The 15,306-nt window shown below is 51.5% G+C and carries 12 protein-coding genes; 8 read left to right on the top strand and 4 right to left on the bottom strand.

What is annotated here, in order from left to right:
* The first annotated feature begins 437 nt into the window (after nucleotides 1–437).
* Nucleotides 438–1,532: a metallophosphoesterase gene (locus FUA23_RS08755; protein ID WP_147930360.1), complete on the top strand. Its 1,095-nt coding sequence runs from the start codon at nucleotides 438–440 to the stop codon at nucleotides 1,530–1,532.
* Between the two features lie 89 nt (nucleotides 1,533–1,621).
* On the opposite strand, the gene FUA23_RS08750 is transcribed toward FUA23_RS08755, so the two are convergent.
* Complete coding sequence (locus tag FUA23_RS08750) at nucleotides 1,622–1,912, bottom strand: hypothetical protein (protein ID WP_147930359.1); 291 nt, start codon at nucleotides 1,910–1,912, stop codon at nucleotides 1,622–1,624.
* A 466-nt stretch (nucleotides 1,913–2,378) separates the two neighbouring features.
* On the opposite strand from FUA23_RS08750, the gene FUA23_RS08745 reads away from it, so the two are divergent.
* The 5 genes from FUA23_RS08745 (at nucleotide 2,379) to FUA23_RS08725 (ending at nucleotide 10,112) form a co-directional block, all read left to right on the top strand.
* Nucleotides 2,379–2,558, top strand: coding sequence for a hypothetical protein (locus FUA23_RS08745; protein ID WP_147930358.1), 180 nt, complete (start codon nucleotides 2,379–2,381; stop codon nucleotides 2,556–2,558).
* A gap of 263 nt (nucleotides 2,559–2,821) precedes the next feature.
* The gene (gene glgP, locus FUA23_RS08740) at nucleotides 2,822–5,374 is read left to right on the top strand and encodes an alpha-glucan family phosphorylase (protein ID WP_246144113.1); all 2,553 of its coding nucleotides are present in this window, start codon (nucleotides 2,822–2,824) and stop codon (nucleotides 5,372–5,374) included.
* Nucleotides 5,375–5,685: 311 nt separating this feature from the next.
* Entirely contained in the window at nucleotides 5,686–6,291 is a 606-nt protein-coding gene (gene miaE / locus FUA23_RS08735) for a tRNA-(ms[2]io[6]A)-hydroxylase (RefSeq protein ID WP_187270943.1), read from the top strand.
* Between the two features lie 668 nt (nucleotides 6,292–6,959).
* Nucleotides 6,960–8,324: a tRNA lysidine(34) synthetase TilS gene (gene tilS / locus FUA23_RS08730; RefSeq protein WP_147930356.1), complete on the top strand. Its 1,365-nt coding sequence runs from the start codon at nucleotides 6,960–6,962 to the stop codon at nucleotides 8,322–8,324.
* A gap of 87 nt (nucleotides 8,325–8,411) precedes the next feature.
* Nucleotides 8,412–10,112: a chondroitinase-B domain-containing protein gene (locus FUA23_RS08725; protein WP_147930355.1), complete on the top strand. Its 1,701-nt coding sequence runs from the start codon at nucleotides 8,412–8,414 to the stop codon at nucleotides 10,110–10,112.
* A gap of 58 nt (nucleotides 10,113–10,170) precedes the next feature.
* Here the strand turns inward: FUA23_RS08725 and FUA23_RS08720 are convergent, their stop codons facing one another.
* Nucleotides 10,171–11,067 carry an MBL fold metallo-hydrolase gene (locus FUA23_RS08720; protein ID WP_147930354.1) on the bottom strand — a complete coding sequence of 299 codons (897 nt, stop codon included), beginning with the start codon at nucleotides 11,065–11,067 and terminating at the stop codon, nucleotides 10,171–10,173.
* Between the two features lie 121 nt (nucleotides 11,068–11,188).
* Between FUA23_RS08720 and FUA23_RS08715 the strand changes: the two genes are divergently transcribed.
* Both FUA23_RS08715 and FUA23_RS08710 read left to right on the top strand, forming a co-directional pair.
* On the top strand, nucleotides 11,189–12,328 hold the full coding sequence (locus tag FUA23_RS08715; protein ID WP_147930353.1) for an endonuclease/exonuclease/phosphatase family protein: 1,140 nt from the start codon (nucleotides 11,189–11,191) through the stop codon (nucleotides 12,326–12,328).
* Between the two features lie 165 nt (nucleotides 12,329–12,493).
* A complete protein-coding gene (locus FUA23_RS08710) occupies nucleotides 12,494–13,321 on the top strand; it encodes a LexA family transcriptional regulator (RefSeq protein ID WP_246144111.1) in 828 nt (275 codons plus the stop codon).
* A gap of 80 nt (nucleotides 13,322–13,401) precedes the next feature.
* On the opposite strand, the gene FUA23_RS08705 is transcribed toward FUA23_RS08710, so the two are convergent.
* Both FUA23_RS08705 and FUA23_RS08700 read right to left on the bottom strand, forming a co-directional pair.
* The gene (locus FUA23_RS08705) at nucleotides 13,402–13,929 is read right to left on the bottom strand and encodes a GNAT family N-acetyltransferase (protein WP_147930352.1); all 528 of its coding nucleotides are present in this window, start codon (nucleotides 13,927–13,929) and stop codon (nucleotides 13,402–13,404) included.
* A 195-nt stretch (nucleotides 13,930–14,124) separates the two neighbouring features.
* Nucleotides 14,125–15,258 carry a T9SS type A sorting domain-containing protein gene (locus tag FUA23_RS08700; protein ID WP_147930351.1) on the bottom strand — a complete coding sequence of 378 codons (1,134 nt, stop codon included), beginning with the start codon at nucleotides 15,256–15,258 and terminating at the stop codon, nucleotides 14,125–14,127.
* Nucleotides 15,259–15,306 lie beyond the last annotated feature (48 nt).

Genomic DNA, 15,306 nt, shown 5'->3' with positions numbered 1-15,306 from the left:
CTGTTATTCCGCAAGGTAGGAAAGTGACATCGCTAAATCAACCTTTAAAACTGCATGTAAAGTCCGTTTTACCAGCCGCTAATTGTTATTTAGGATTCGTCTTAACAAAAATATCGAAATTTAAGACAGGAAGAAACACAACGACCAAATTTTAATTTCCACTACGGCAAAAAACACCAAATTCCATTTACAAAGCCTATTTCCTGGCCTCTCATTCGGGTGTTTTCCCTAAAGTGCACCGACGTCTCCGTATTTTGATGTGTTACGACCTGCAATACAGCGTTTTTAAGTGTTGCGCGGACGCAGGTGCAAAATATAACTTCAGGAAAAGCCCGCTCTAACAAACAGTTAACACCTTCTTCACGTTAATTGTACGCGTCAGTCTTCACCTGGCGCAAGATTTTCACTCAGGGTTATACTCCTACAGCACGTCGATTTTGCAAAAGCTACTCCTCATCCTCTCCCTCTTACTGCCCATAATGTGCAGTGCTCAGTCAGACATACGATACGCTGACGGACCTTACCTTATTTACGACACCCTGGGGCAGTTGCAGGCGTACTGGGCGTGGCCCGAAGACAAAAAATCCGGTTCAGCATACTGGTCCGAGGATATTTCCGAAAGCCTTCCGGCTTTCCGGTCTTTCCGGCCGGAAACCATCGCGGCTTCGGGGCATTTTGACCGCGACCGCCAGGTTTCGTTCGATGGTGTGGATAAAGTTGCGGTCGTGAGTGACATCCACGGCCAGTTCGATGTAATTCGTAAGGTACTCATCAGTCATGGTATCATCGACGATGATCTGCACTGGGCCTACGGAGACGGGCATTTTGTTATTGTGGGTGATGTATTCGATCGTGGAGGTCAGGTAACGGAAGTACTCTGGTTGCTCCACAATCTTCAGATAGAAGCAAAAGCTGCGGGTGGCCGGGTTCACTTCCTGCTGGGCAACCACGAAACAATGGTGATGGACCGTGACGTACGGTACGTCAACAAGCGTTACATGATTACATCCGGACTGTTGCGGGCACCGTATTACGAGCTCTTCGGGCTTGACTCCTACCTTGGCCGTTGGCTGCGCTCGCTCCCGCTTACCATACGGATCAACGACATGGTTTTCGTCCACGGAGGCTTCAGCAAAGACCTTCTAAGAGAGGTCTCAGACCTCGGTAAGATCAACGATCTTTACCATATGAACCTAATCGACGCAGAGCCCGGTTTAACCCTAAGCAAGACTGAGCGACTGGGTATCCTGAAGGGAAGAAACGGGCCACTGTGGTACCGCGGTTATTTTCTCGACCGTGATTTTGAAGAGAAAGATATCGACCGCATCCTGAAACGAGTGAAAGCCAATCGGATGGTTGTGGGGCACACTTCGTTTCAGGCAATCCGCTCCTTTTTCGGGGGTAAAGTTCTTGCGGTCGACTCCAGCATGAAGTTCGGCTCTATGGGTGAAGTGTTGCTGATTGAAGAAGGCAAATTCATCAGAGGCGGTATGCTGGGAGAGCGAATGGACCTCTTTGCTGAGGGTAAGTAAGCCACTACATTACCGCCAGGGTCTTCCTCCTTGCTTTCTTCCCAAATGGTAAGAAGCGGGTTTTTACTGACGGGTTCCCCTCTCGGGTTTTACGCTATAAAGGTAACGATCAGCAGCATTGAGATGCAGGCGAACAGAATGCCTGCGGTAATCTTAAATACAGGTCGCTGAGCGACCTCACCCCGGAAACTGCGGTAAAGGCTGTAGCCAAACAGCCCCAAAACTACACCCAACGCGGGAAGGGTCAGGAGCTCCGTAATCACGCCAATCAGTATAAAGTCCCACTGAAAGTGGGACACAGCTATCATGAACAGGAAGTACACCAGAAGGCCAATGCTGATGAGAACGGGCGTGTAATTATTCTTGATTGCGTTTGTCATGGGAAGAAAGTTGCCGGATGCGAGTTGAGGTCACAAGCTAATAACCAAAGACCTAACGGTAATTGCTCCGGGTAGGGCAATCGCTTTTGCCGTACATGGGTTTCCATACCGCCGAAAGCACTGTCCGGCAGTCTTTAGGCCACTAATTATCATGCTTTAGCGTGATAAAATAACGATCAGGTCGATCTAATCTTTCCTCCATCAATCTTCCGGGCTAAAGTCCGGGAAACGGCAACATGAAGTCTGCCCGAACAGCACTGTCAAGGTAATAATCCCTAAAAGCGAATGTCTTTAGTGTCCGTGCTCTACCGTGTGAGTATCCCTGTTAGCGATTCTCTGGCCAGCTGGTAATATTTTGCCTTTGCCAGCGCACAACAGGCTGATTTGGCGGTTTCACCTGAAATGTCGAGTTTTGCCCTACTCAGTTTATTCCGGGTTGGTTTGCATTAGGTAATCAGTAGTGTGTATGAGCCTTCTGAATTATGCTTCCAGACACAACCGGGGACTCATTCCACGGATAGCTGAGCTCACCGTGTTTATCATGCACAATACGGCGAAGTCCGATCATCAAGCAAGGTTCACCAATCTGTTTATGCCAACGGTGACCGGCTTCGACACCTCACCCTGCACCTGCGTCCGCGCCTGATCGGGGAACTTGACAAGACCGAACTGTGGCCGGGGGAGAAAGCCGAAAGGTGCCACTACCCCGCCGCCATAATTCTGTGCCAGAGAGAAAGCCGAAAGGTGCCACTGCTCTGGCTGTACTTCGATGGTCTCCTGCCCTTTACGGCCGTTCGAAGACTACTTTTATCCTCCTGCCGGGGGATAACGAGGTGAACTGGTATTCGGGAAACCAAAGCGCTGCCGCAGCGAATTCCCGCTCTTAAATTACATGCTAAAATGATTTTAATGCAAACCAATTCTGAAATGAAGCTTCACCGCATCTTCATCAAAAACGAACTGCCCGCTGCACTTGAACCGCTCACCCGACTGGCCAACAACATCTGGTGGTCGTGGAACGCCAGTGCTCAGGAGCTATTCAGCTCAATTGATCCGGATAAATTTGTAGAACTGAACTACAACCCCGTTGCCCTGCTGGAAACGCTGGATCCCTCACGGGCACAGGAACTGGCTAAAGACAAAAAATTCCTCAGCCAACTCAAGGCCGTCGAAAAAAGCTTCGATGCCTACCTGGCTGAGCCCCTCAAGCGCAAGAGTCCTAAAATTGCTTACTTCAGTATGGAGTACGGTCTGCACATCAGCCTCAAACTGTACAGTGGCGGACTAGGAGTACTTGCCGGAGACTACCTCAAAGAAGCGTCAGACTCCAACGTAAACCTTTTTGGTATGGGGCTGCTCTACCGCTACGGTTACTTTAACCAGGGGCTGAGCATCAACGGTGACCAGATCCATAAATACCCGGCGCAGAAGTTCACCCAGCTGCCCGTTGAGCCTGTCCGCAACGAAGACGGATCGTGGCTCAAGATCACCGTTCCTGTTCAGGGGCGGATGGTCGTCGCCAAAGTGTGGAAACTCCCCATCGGACGCATCAACCTGTACCTCCTCGATACCGATCACGAAGACAACCAGCAGGACGACCGCGCCCTTACACATATGCTTTACGGCGGCGACAACGAGCACCGCCTGAAACAGGAAATTCTGCTCGGTATTGGTGGCGTCCGCGCCATCGAGGCAATGGGGCTGGAGCCGGAAGTGTACCACCTCAACGAAGGCCACGCCGGCTTCCTGAGCATCGAGCGCCTGAAGAACCACGTACAGCAAGACGGGATGAACTTCAACGAAGCCGTCGAAGCTGTGCGGGCCAGCAGCCTCTACACTACCCACACGCCAGTTCCCGCCGGGCACGATCACTTCCCGGAGCACATGCTACGCAACTACCTCTACAACTACGCTGCGGATCTGGGCATCGACTGGAAGGAGTTCGTAGCTCTCGGTCGTCTCAACCCCGACGACGAGGGAGAAGACTTCAACATGTCTAAACTGTCTATCCGCCTGAGTCAGCGCGTCAACGGTGTCTCCAAACTACACGGCGAAGTGAGCCAGGAAATGTTCACGAGCCTTTACCCCGGCTACACTACCGAGGAGGTTCACATCGGATACGTTACCAATTCGGTACACTACCCTACCTGGATCGCAAACGACCTGCACGAACTTTACTCCACTCAATTCGGAAAAAACTGGCTGCGCGACCAAAGCAATAAAGACGTTTGGCGCAAAGTCCACAAAATTGACGACAAGAAACTGTTCGACGTACGCCACACCCTTAAGGTTCGCCTGCTGGAGTACGTTCGCGAAAAGCTGGAAGTGGATATGCGGCGGCGCGGAGAACGCCCCAAGGCGATCATCGACATCGTGAACAACATCAACGACAACGCCCTCGTCTTCGGTTTTGCGCGGCGCTTTGCGACTTACAAGCGTGCCACTCTGTTGTTCAAAAACGAGGAGCGGCTCATGGAGCTCGTCAACGATGCGGACCGCCCGGTCATCTTCCTCTTTGCCGGTAAGGCTCACCCAGCCGATCAGGGCGGACAGGACCTCATCCGCCACATCATCCACGTCAGTAAGAAGCCTGAGTTTGCCGGCAAGGTGATCTTTTTGGAAGACTACAACATGGAGATGGCCAAACTCCTCACCCAGGGTGTAGACGTATGGCTGAACACACCGACCCGTCCGCTGGAAGCTTCCGGAACCTCCGGGATGAAAGCAGCCCTGAACGGCTCGGTGAACTTTTCCGTTCTCGACGGTTGGTGGGCCGAAGGTTACCGCCCCGATGCCGGGTGGGCACTCCCGCTGGAGCGTACCTATGAGGAGCAGTACCTGCAGGACGAACTGGATGCTGAAACCATCTACGCCATCCTTGAAGACGAAATCATCCCGACCTTCTACCGCCGCGACGAAAACGGCATCAGTAAAGACTGGATGGGCTTCGTGAAGCAAATCATTGCCGAAGTAGCCCCGACCTTCACGATGAAGCGGATGATGGACGATTACTACGACCGCTTTTACCTGCCCCTCGGCAAAAGCCAAACGGCTGCCAGCAAGAGCAAATGGAAGCCTGCGCGCGAATTCGCCGCGTGGAAACAGGACGTTTCCGAGAAATGGTCTGGTATCCACGTTGTGGACAACAACTCATTCGACAGCGTCAATGAGTCGCTCACGATGTCAAGCAAGTTCAACGCCGAAGTGGTGATCGATACCAACGGCATCGATGCCAAGGGGCTTGTACTCGAATACTGCGCTTACCGCCGCCTCAGTGAAGAGAAACTGGAACTCATCCGGACCGAGCCGTTCAAACTTGCGGGTCAGAAAGACGGGAAGGCAACATTTACCATTTCCTTCGATCCTCAATACACAGGTGTATTTGAGTATGGCTTCCGTTTGCGCCCGACGCATAAACTAATGCCCCACGCACAGGACCTCAACCTGATTTTCTGGGTATAGAACATCAAGGTTCATACTGACCGAAACAGAAGCCCGCAGCCACGATTAGTGACTGCGGGCTTTTCAATCTACTGCTCAAGAGGAATTATATAGTTGCCTCGGCCATCCCAGATGGTTTTTAGCGGCCGCTTTTACCATCCGGCTTCACCGCCGAGTTTTGCCGTAGCTACGGCTATGCTTTCAACTTGTCAGTTCGCCGGATAATAAAATCACCTTGCCAAAATTTCACCTTTGATGACTGAGGTAACTACAGTTCCTGTTGTGTGCTCCTTACCTTTGCCTCCCTACATATTACTTTCAATTACTTACCAATGGATACCGCCGCTACCGTCCAAATGCTCAACCTTAAGCTCCCCACCGATCCCCGTTGGGTGAACTTAGCAGAAATGGACCTCGAAGAAATCCTGACCGATCACGCCTATTGCGAACAGAAAGCCACCACGAGTTGCATCTCGCTCATCCAGGGCTACCCGGATTACCCGGAGATTGTGGCGGAGGTAGCGCCAATCGTAACCGAGGAGTGGGGCCACTTCCGGATGGTGCTGCACGAACTGGAGAAACGTGGATTGAAACTGGGTCGTCAGCGCAAAGACGAATACGTGAACGGGCTCATGAAATGCCTCAAAAAAGGTGGGGGCCGCGAAGCGGCCCTGATGGAAAAACTGTTGCTCTGCGCCCTGATAGAGGCGCGTAGCTGTGAGCGCTTCCGGCTGCTCAGCCTCTACTGCTCGGACGAAGACCTGCGTGCTTTCTACCACAAATTTATGGTCGCCGAAGCTGGACACTACGTGTTATTCATAGAGCTGGCGCGCAAATATTTCGACCGTGAGAAAGTAGATGCGCGCTGGGCAGAATTCCTGGCCTTCGAAAAAGACCTTTTGGAAAACATGGAAGTTCGCGGAGACCGAATGCATTAGGGCCGGAGGTCCGTCTCTTGTGGCGATGGGGTTCACCCCATCGAAATTGTTAGATATTTGATTCTCGATTCTCGATATATTACACTCAATTTCGCTGCCGCACGAGCAAAATATGCGATTGGCGATTGGCGATACTTGATATGCGACTTCGCTGCTACACAAGCAAAATATGCAATTGGCGATATGCGGTTTCGCTGCCGTACGAGCAAAATATGCGATTGGCGATTGGCGATATTTGATATGCGACTTCGCTGCCGCACAAGCAAAATATGCGATATGCGATTGGCGATATTGATATGCGACTTCGCTGCCGCACAAGCAAAATATGCGATATGCGATTGGCGATATTGATATGCGACTTCGCTGCTACACAAGCAAAATATGCGATTGGCGATTGGCGATATGCGACTTCGCTGCCGCACAAGCAAAGTATGCGATTGGCGATGTTTGATATGCGACTTCGCTGCCGCACAAGAAAAATATGCGATATGCAATTGGCGATATTGATATGCGACTTCGCTGCCGCACAAGCAAAATATGCGATATGCGATTGGCGATACTTGATATGCGACTTCGCTGCCACACAAGCAAAATATGGGGTATGCAATTGGCGATACTTGATATGCGACTTCGCTTCCGCAAGGCCCCGGCGGCACAACTGAAAAACTATGACGGATTTAGTTACGACATTTCGGGAATTTGTTGAGCGTGAGCAACTGTTTACGAAGACGGACAAGCTTTTGCTGGCTTGTAGCGGCGGGCTGGACAGTACCGTACTAGCGCACTTGCTGCACGCCGAAGGTTACGATTTTGCTATTGCGCACATGAACTTCCAGTTGCGGGGCGAAGCCTCCAACGAAGATGCTGCCTTTGTCGAGGATCTGGCGCGGACGCTGGGAGCAAAGTTTTTCCTTAAGGCAGTGGACGCTAAAAAAGAAGCACTCCCGGGCGAGAGTACGCAGATGGTTGCCCGGCGATTGCGGTACCAGTGGTTTGACGAAATCGTTATTGAGCAAGACTGCAGCATGTTACATTTAGTAATAGCTCATCATTTAGAAGACAACTTTGAAACCGTCCTGATGAATCTAATCAGAGGTACAGGCTTCAGGGGAATTAGTGGAATAGAGCCAAAATCTGAATCTATTTACGGACTGATTCCCCATACCAAAGTACGTCCGTTACTTAATAGCAGTAGAGCCTCCATCCTAGCTTACGCCCGGGCAAAAAACCTCAATTGGAGAGAAGACGAAAGTAACGCTTCAGACAATTACCTACGCAACAGAATCCGTCATCATTTAGCCCCCGTGTTCTACGATGAATTTGGCATGTCGATCAATACCTGGGCAAATACCGCAAACAACCTCCGGGCTGATGAGAGGATTTATCGACATGGATTCAGCGCTGTTTTTAAAGAAGTAGTAATTAATGACTGGGGCACTGGAGAAATGCTGGTTATTGACCGCACCGCTTTCCCTAAAGGTATCGATCAACTGGCTTTCTTACGATCACTCCCGCTACGAGAAAATAGTTTTACGAACGAAGAATTCAAGCAAATCATCACTGTCCCCGGCCAACGCACCATTGAGGGTAAGAACATGATAGCTTATGTAACACCCAAAACCTGGTCTTTCGACTTTAAGACCTATGGAGATAAATCACTCCCCGCTACAGAAATCAAGCAACTCCCGTGTTCACTTAAGGGAGGCCACCATAAACTAACCATTGAGCTCGTCCCTCGGCCTGAAGTGCTTAATACCTCCAGTCCGTTATTCCTCGCTCCTCTACCCCTCCCCCTGCACCTGCGGCCGCGCCGAAAAGGAGACCGCTTCCAACCACTAGGAATGGGCGGTAAAAGTAAGAAGGTGAAGGACTACATGATCGACGAGAAAGTCCCCGTTTGGCTGCGTGATCAAATCTACCTGCTGTGTAACGCCGACGACGAGATCATGGCCATCACCGGCTACTGTATCTCAGAGAAATTCAAGGTACTACCTCACCATACCGAAGTACTACGGATATCCACGGCAGATTAAAATCCCCTGAAACGACAACCTCTGCTTTTTCTCCGACAAATTGGTCAACCAATTTTGTACCTTAGCAATCTTACCAAGCTATTTACTTTGAAAAACAAACTACAAGTCGTTCAATTTTCCTTCATTTTCCTACTGTTCACAACTTCGATTACTGCCAATACCGTATTTGTCGATTCCCAGGAAACCTTCGATGCTGCGCACGATCAGTCCTCTGCAAACGATACGATTATCTGGACCGACGGCACCTACGCCGACATCTTTATGGACATCGTGAAAAACTCGCTGACCATAATTTCTGAAACTCCCGGCGGTACCGTTTTCAACGGCGCATCACGGGCAGAGATCGACGGAGACAACATCCATTTCAGCGGTTTTCAGTACGTTGGTGGCAACATCGGCACCTCGGATGTCGTGAACATCAGGGGCAGCAACATTACGTTTACCCAGGTCAACATCCGGGCCTACACCTGTTACAAATACCTGCGGGTACGGGAAGAGAGTCAGTACGTTGACATTACCTACTGCAACTTCGAGAACCGGCTGAATACTGCGGACCAAAACATCCTTTCCATTCTTGTTGATGACAATCAACCGGGCTACCACAAAATCCGCTACTGCTCGTTCAAGAACTTCCCCGGTGGCGGTAACGATGAAGGCGTAGAGCCCATCCGTATCGGGGTAAGTACCCAGGCTGACTTCATCAGCCGGACGCTGGTGGAATACTGTTATTTCTCGCAGTGCGACGGCGACGGAGAGCTTATCTCCAGCAAGGCCACCCAAAATGTTTACCGTTTCAATACATTCGAAGACAATACCAAGGCAGAGTTAGTGCTGCGGCACGGCTCCGAAATCATCGTTTACGGCAATTTCTTTCTGAGGGGCAAGGGTGGCGTCCGGGTGCGGGAAGGCCAGGATCACTACATCTACAACAACTATTTCTTCGATCTCGACGACCGGGCTATTTTCCTGCAGAACGAAGCCTCTGACCCGCTCGACAACATCAACATCGCTTTCAACACCATCATCGACTGCGACGACGTTCGCCTGGGCGGCGACGGCGACGACAACCCGCCTGCGAACGTTACCTTCGCTAACAACATCTTTGCCGACCCTAAAGACGACCTGTTCCGCAACGCCACAGGAAACGAAACCTGGATCGGTAACATCACCTCCGGAAGCCTTGGTATCAGCCGCCCCTCCTCGGGCCTTCTCGGGGTTGCTCTTCAGCTCGAAGAAAATGCAGATGGCTTCTTCGGTCTGGGTGCCAGCAGTCCCGCTATCAATGCTGCGCTTCCCGGTTTTGCTGCGTTGCCACAGTTTCCCGGCATGGATCCAATCGACAGCGAAGTTCTCTTCGACCTGATGAATCAGCCACGACCAGCAGAAGTAGAGGATAAGGATGTAGGGGCCAGCGAGTTCCCGCACAACGTTACCATCGGGCCAATCGCTACCGAAGAAAATACCGGGCCAGACTACGAGACCTCCTTCCTGTCTACCCTCCGGAACGACCGTCTGGTAGTTACGGATGTACTTCGTGTATTTCCTAACCCTGCCGACGAGAGAATCACCGTTACTATCGCAGCAGGTGCGGGAACGGACATTACGGTTGACCTACTCGACATCAGCGGACAAAAACTGCGTACCATCTCCCGGTCGCTTGAAGCGACCGCTACAACGACCTTTAACCAATCACTGGACAGTCTTCCATCAGGTATGTACGCACTCCGCGCCACCGGCCGCAATTCGGAGACAGCCTGGATACAGACGGTTCGGTTTGTGAAACGGTAGGGTAAAATGACATTACAGCCCTTCGGCCGAGGCAACTTTAGAGATTCCCCGGCATTGATCAGGCCTCTAAATAGGTGAACCAGCGAAGGATACCCGCTACGCTCATCCCCGGAGGATTTGCGGCGCGGTAAGCGCCGATCACTTCGTCGGTGACACCGTTGGTGCGTAAATCTGCTTCTACGAACTCAGTAAAACCAGCCGTCATTTCCTCTTCAGATTGCCCGGTCTTTCGAGCTTCTCCAACCCAGGCAACGTAGCTGTCCAGGCGTTGAGAGAGCTGATCGAGGTGATTGCTCTGAGCGTCAACAGGGCCATAGTGCGTGAGGTAGAACTTCTCGGCCCGGAGGCTCCGCAGCCGGCTGATGGATTCGCGCCACTGAGAAATATTGATATCCGGTGGCGGCAGCGGTGGCACAACCGGACCTCCTTTAATCTTCACTCCGCCGACATCGCCGGTAAAGACATTCTTGCCCAGTTGCCAGGCAATATGGTGGCTGGCGTGGCCGGGCGTATGATGTGCAACCCAGGTATTACCGCCAATCGTGAGACGGTTCCGATCGGTTACGGCCGCTATGTCGTATTCGTTGATTTCTTCCATTCTGCCCCACAGTTTCTCCATGTTCTCCTCTCCGTAAATCCGGGCGGCCGAGCCGTAAAGCCGACCTGGGTTTATCATGTGCTTCAGCCCTTTGGGGTGCACATAAACCTTGGCGCCGCGCTTTGCCCACCACCAGGCAGCGCCCGCGTGATCGAAATGAATGTGGGTGAGCAACAGGGTGTGTACATCTCCGGGGCTGATGCCTTTTGCTTTCAAACCAGCAATCAGATTGTCGTGGGTAGAGAAAGGTCCGCATTCCACAAGGGTATAACCTCCGGAGTCTTCGATTGCAAAAGCCGCGATGGCTTCCGGCTCGTTGAGGAATTGAAGGTCGATAGTATGAATGATTACAGACATGGCAAATTCGTTGATTAGAAATCAGTTTTTCAGGCACAAACAATAGTTCCTCCTAAACATACAGGTCGATCGCCTATTGCCGAAAAGAAAAAAGGGCTTGGAATCAGTGAACAAAGCCCCTATGGGTAAAGGTTTAAACGTAACACTAATCAAAGCCACACACTTGATCGTCTTTCGCATTTTAGCCTACTTACTTGGCGCCTTCGGGATGATCGGGACATTACTTCCTTTCCTGCCATACGATGACTACTGGATCAGGGGATTCGACTACCCCCGCCTGCAACTCATCTTCGTACTGGCGGCTGCAACGGCCCTGTGGTTGCTGACTAATACGGATTGGGATGGCTACGATTACGTGATCGCCGGCTTTATGTTGGCATGCATGACTTACCAGGCTTACCGGATTTTACCCTACACTCCGTTATGGCAAAAACAATCCCACGACGCGCGGCAACCAGATAATCCTGACAGTCAGCTGAGCATCATGGTCTCCAATGTCCTGCAGACCAACACGCACTACGACAAGGTTGTAAATCTCGTTCTTGAAAATGACCCTGACATTTTCGTGTCCCTGGAATCTAACCACACCTGGGGCGAGGCACTGCACAGGGGCCTCGATCATGAGTACCCCCACCATGTCGATGTACCGCTCGAGAACCTGTACGGAATGCATGTTTTCAGCCGTATCGACCTCCAAAACCCTACCGTCAAGTACAGAATAAAAGATGACATCCCGAGTGTTGATGCAACTGTCACGCTCGGCAACGGTGAAGAGGTAGATCTTTATTTCCTGCATCCGATGCCGCCCAGCCCTACCGAGGACTACGCCAGTACCGGACGCGATGCCGAACTCGCCCTGGTTGGCCTTGAAGTCGAGGAAAAAAGAAGAAATGCCATTGTTGCGGGAGATATGAATGATGTAGCCTGGTCGCATTCTTCCCGGTTATTTCAGCGTCTCAGTGGGTTACTCGACCCCCGTCGGGGCCGGGGCCTCTTCGCAACTTTCCACGCCAAACACTGGTTCATGCGCTGGCCGCTCGACCATGTGTTCCACTCCGAAGACCTCGCCGTCATCGACCTGCATCGCCTCGGAGACGTGGGCTCAGATCATTTCCCAGTTTTCATCTCCTTCAACTTTGAAAAAAGCAAAGGCCCCAGCCAACAACACGACCGCCATGACGATGACATGGAGGAAGCCGAAGAGGTGATCAACCACGGCAAGAACGGTAAGGATGATGTCCTCATCCCGGAAGAGAAATAGTCCGTTGAGCACACCAGCTTTTGGTGGGCCGGGAGGGAGTAAAATCCCACGAAGGAAAAATCAGCAAATTGCTGCAAAAAATCAAGACCGTAACTAGGAAGTTAACGCACAATGCGCGTACCTTTGGTGCTCTTATAACCGGATTAACGTCAAACCAACACTTTTATGAATAACGTCGTCTCCCAGCGCTTCATCAAATGCCACAATAAACTCAGGGAGGAAAAACGGGTACGTTCCAGCAGGCAATTTGCCCTTTCGCTGGAGTATTTACCACAATCTCTTTCTGAGATTCTTAAGGGCCGACGTGATGTAACCATTGAACTGCTGCGCAAGGCTATTGCAAAATACAAAATGAATCCGGTTTACATCATGACGGGAGATGGCCCGATGTTTATGACCGAGGAAACCAACCAGAGCTTCCGGGTACTCACCACCATACAATCGCCTAACGACGAAGAACTTATAGTTCACGTACCGCTTCCGGCACAGTCTGTTTACTCCGCTGAATTAGGCGATCCGTCTTTTGTGCAGGATCTTCCTACGTTCAGCCTCCCCGACTACAAATACAAGGTGGGTACACACCGCAGTTTCGATGTCCCGGGCGACAGTATGGAGCCTACCCTCTTCGAAGGAGATAAGGTGGTTTGCTCGTTTCTGGAGCCTACTTTGTGGGCCTCCGGCATCAAGGACAACTATGCCTACGTCATCGTTACGCGCAGCGATGTAGCGGTCCGGCGGGTAAAAAACCTGATTGAAGAAAGCAAAGAGCTTGAGCTTATTCCTGATAATAAGTTCTACGAGTCTTACCGTGTATCAATGGCCGACCTGCGGGAAATATGGTACGTTCGGGCCCGCATTACGCCGTTCCTTCCTTCTCCGCAGAACATTCAGCGCTACGTCCACGACGAAATGTTGGGACTGAAGGAGACCATCGACAAGCAGGGCAAGATGATCAACCGCCTGTCGGCTGCAATCGACCGGTTGGGCAACTAGTGCCCGTCCGGCAATTTCAGGCCGCATTAGCCCAGGATTCTTTAAAAGACAGAGGGCGCGGCCGCAGGTGCAAAGCTTGTTTAACGGGTCCGCTCTTTGGGGGCGGGCAACCTGTATTTCAACCATTGGAAACCGTATGCGACAGCATCGTCTTCCGGTTCCCGCACAAAGTTCAGCTTGGTCAATACCCGTTGGCTGCCCAGGTTTCCTGCAGCAGCTTGTGCTACTATCTGGGCAAGTTTTCCTTCGTTGAATCCGTACTCCAACCATCTCTGCCCCGACTCGGTGGCATAGCCCTGTCCCCAGTACTCCCGCAGGAAGCGGAAGCCCAGGTCGACTTCGCCCTTCTCCACTTCGCGCAAGCCGCACCAACCCAGTTTCTTCTGGTCGGATTTCCGGAGCACGGTCCAACGCGAGAATTGCCAATCCTGAGCCTTGCGGATGTATTGGTCCAAAAAATCTGCGGCCTGCTCTTCGGAGGTATAGACTTCGTCTTTGGGCAGGAACTTCATGACCTCGGGGTCAGCATTCAACGCAAAAATCAGCGGTGCATCAGCGAAGAGGAACGGGCGCAGAATGAGGCGTTCAGTTTCCAGGTATTCTTTCATAGCAATGGTAGTATTCTTTGATCTGAGGGTTTGAGAAAGCGCTATTGCTGGCAACAGTATTTCCCCACCGAAAAGTTACCGCTCCTGGCGCTAAACCGACAGTAGTATCAGCTCCGGCTACGATACCAAACAAGAGATGGCCGGTCACCCGAAGGCGCCGACCATCAAAATAACCTACTTCAAAGGTTTAAGCGTTTAGCGTACGATGACGCGTTGTATCTGACGGGTTTTGCCGTCGTTCATCCTCAACTGGTAAATACCGGCAGGAACACCCGCCAGGTCGATCGTTGAGGAAGTTCCCGGGCGTTGCTGCCAGTTTTTAATCAGACGACCACTGGCTCCGAAGAGTTGACCGTTAACGGTTTCAGCTGACCAGTCACCACTCAGCCGTACCGAGAGATGGTTTGTTGCCGGGTTAGGTGAAACAATCATTGCACCTGCGTCTGCGCCCTTAAAATCGATCAGGAGAACGGAGGAAAAGCTGAAGTCTCCGTCTGCATCGATCTGGCGCAAACGGTAATAATTGAGGCCCTCCGCGGGAGTGCGGTCAATGAACTCGTAGCTGGTAGCAACTTCGGAATCTCCGGCTGCTGCGACCCTGCCTACTTCTTCGAAATCACTTCCTGAATTGGAGCGCTCGACGGCAAAAAAATCGTTTCCGCTTTCCGTGGCTGTGACCCAGTCCAGTTCGATTGACTTCTCGGCTTGCTGGCCGGTAAAAGCAGCGAAGGAAACGGGCAGAGGCAGAAAGAAATCCTCAAAATTCATGGTAGCACTGCTGACATCAGCATCCTCAGTATTTGCTCCGCTTACGGCCTCCGTTGCACCGTAGCCATCAACGATACCATCGCCGAACGTGCCGTCGCCGTTATCATTCACATCAACAAAAAGAAACTCTAACGGTGAACCAGGGTTTGAGGTGTTTTCCAGTTGGTAGTACAACTGGGTAGAAACATCGTAATAGAAAACCTGAAACGTTTCACAGTTGTCACAGGCTGGTGTAGCTGCACAATTCAGTGCCTCCGGCACTGTGTTTCCGCATTCAAAATTGATTTGCATGTTACCAATTGCGACGGATCCGTTGGACGATACCGGACCGCAACCAACGACATTGCCTTCGGCGGTAGTAACGGCAAAGTAATCCAACTCACCATTTCCAGAATCCGGCAGGGGCAAGCCTGAGATTTGAAGTGCAAATTGTTTTGAGTCGTCAATAGGCGGGGGACCAGGGGTAAAGCCAAACGCGGGGAATGCTCCTCCGGCGCCGTTGCACTGAGCTGCGGCTCCCAGGGAACACAAACAGAACAGAAATGTATAGAAAATTTTCATGTGTAAGGTTTAAAGTATGGAGCGCCATCCTTTTTAGGAGGCTGGCGC

Origin of the sequence: Neolewinella aurantiaca (assembly GCF_008014675.1) — a bacterium.
GTDB lineage: Bacteria > Bacteroidota > Bacteroidia > Chitinophagales > Saprospiraceae > Neolewinella > Neolewinella aurantiaca.
Note: the sequence above shows the minus strand (reverse complement) of the source record. Positions and strands in the feature narration are given on the sequence as shown.

Excerpts from the sequence above, each read along its gene's own strand:
- FUA23_RS08750 (WP_147930359.1), bottom strand. The coding sequence starts at position 1,912 with ATGACAAACGCAATCAAGAATAATTACACGCCCGTTCTCATCAGCATT.
- FUA23_RS08710 (WP_246144111.1), top strand. The coding sequence starts at position 12,494 with ATGAATAACGTCGTCTCCCAGCGCTTCATCAAATGCCACAATAAACTC.
- FUA23_RS08705 (WP_147930352.1), bottom strand. The coding sequence starts at position 13,929 with ATGAAAGAATACCTGGAAACTGAACGCCTCATTCTGCGCCCGTTCCTC.
- miaE (WP_187270943.1), top strand. The coding sequence starts at position 5,686 with ATGGATACCGCCGCTACCGTCCAAATGCTCAACCTTAAGCTCCCCACC.
- FUA23_RS08745 (WP_147930358.1), top strand. The coding sequence starts at position 2,379 with ATGAGCCTTCTGAATTATGCTTCCAGACACAACCGGGGACTCATTCCA.
- tilS (WP_147930356.1), top strand. The coding sequence starts at position 6,960 with ATGACGGATTTAGTTACGACATTTCGGGAATTTGTTGAGCGTGAGCAA.
- glgP (WP_246144113.1), top strand. The coding sequence starts at position 2,822 with ATGCAAACCAATTCTGAAATGAAGCTTCACCGCATCTTCATCAAAAAC.
- FUA23_RS08715 (WP_147930353.1), top strand. The coding sequence starts at position 11,189 with ATGGGTAAAGGTTTAAACGTAACACTAATCAAAGCCACACACTTGATC.
- FUA23_RS08720 (WP_147930354.1), bottom strand. The coding sequence starts at position 11,067 with ATGTCTGTAATCATTCATACTATCGACCTTCAATTCCTCAACGAGCCG.
- FUA23_RS08700 (WP_147930351.1), bottom strand. The coding sequence starts at position 15,258 with ATGAAAATTTTCTATACATTTCTGTTCTGTTTGTGTTCCCTGGGAGCC.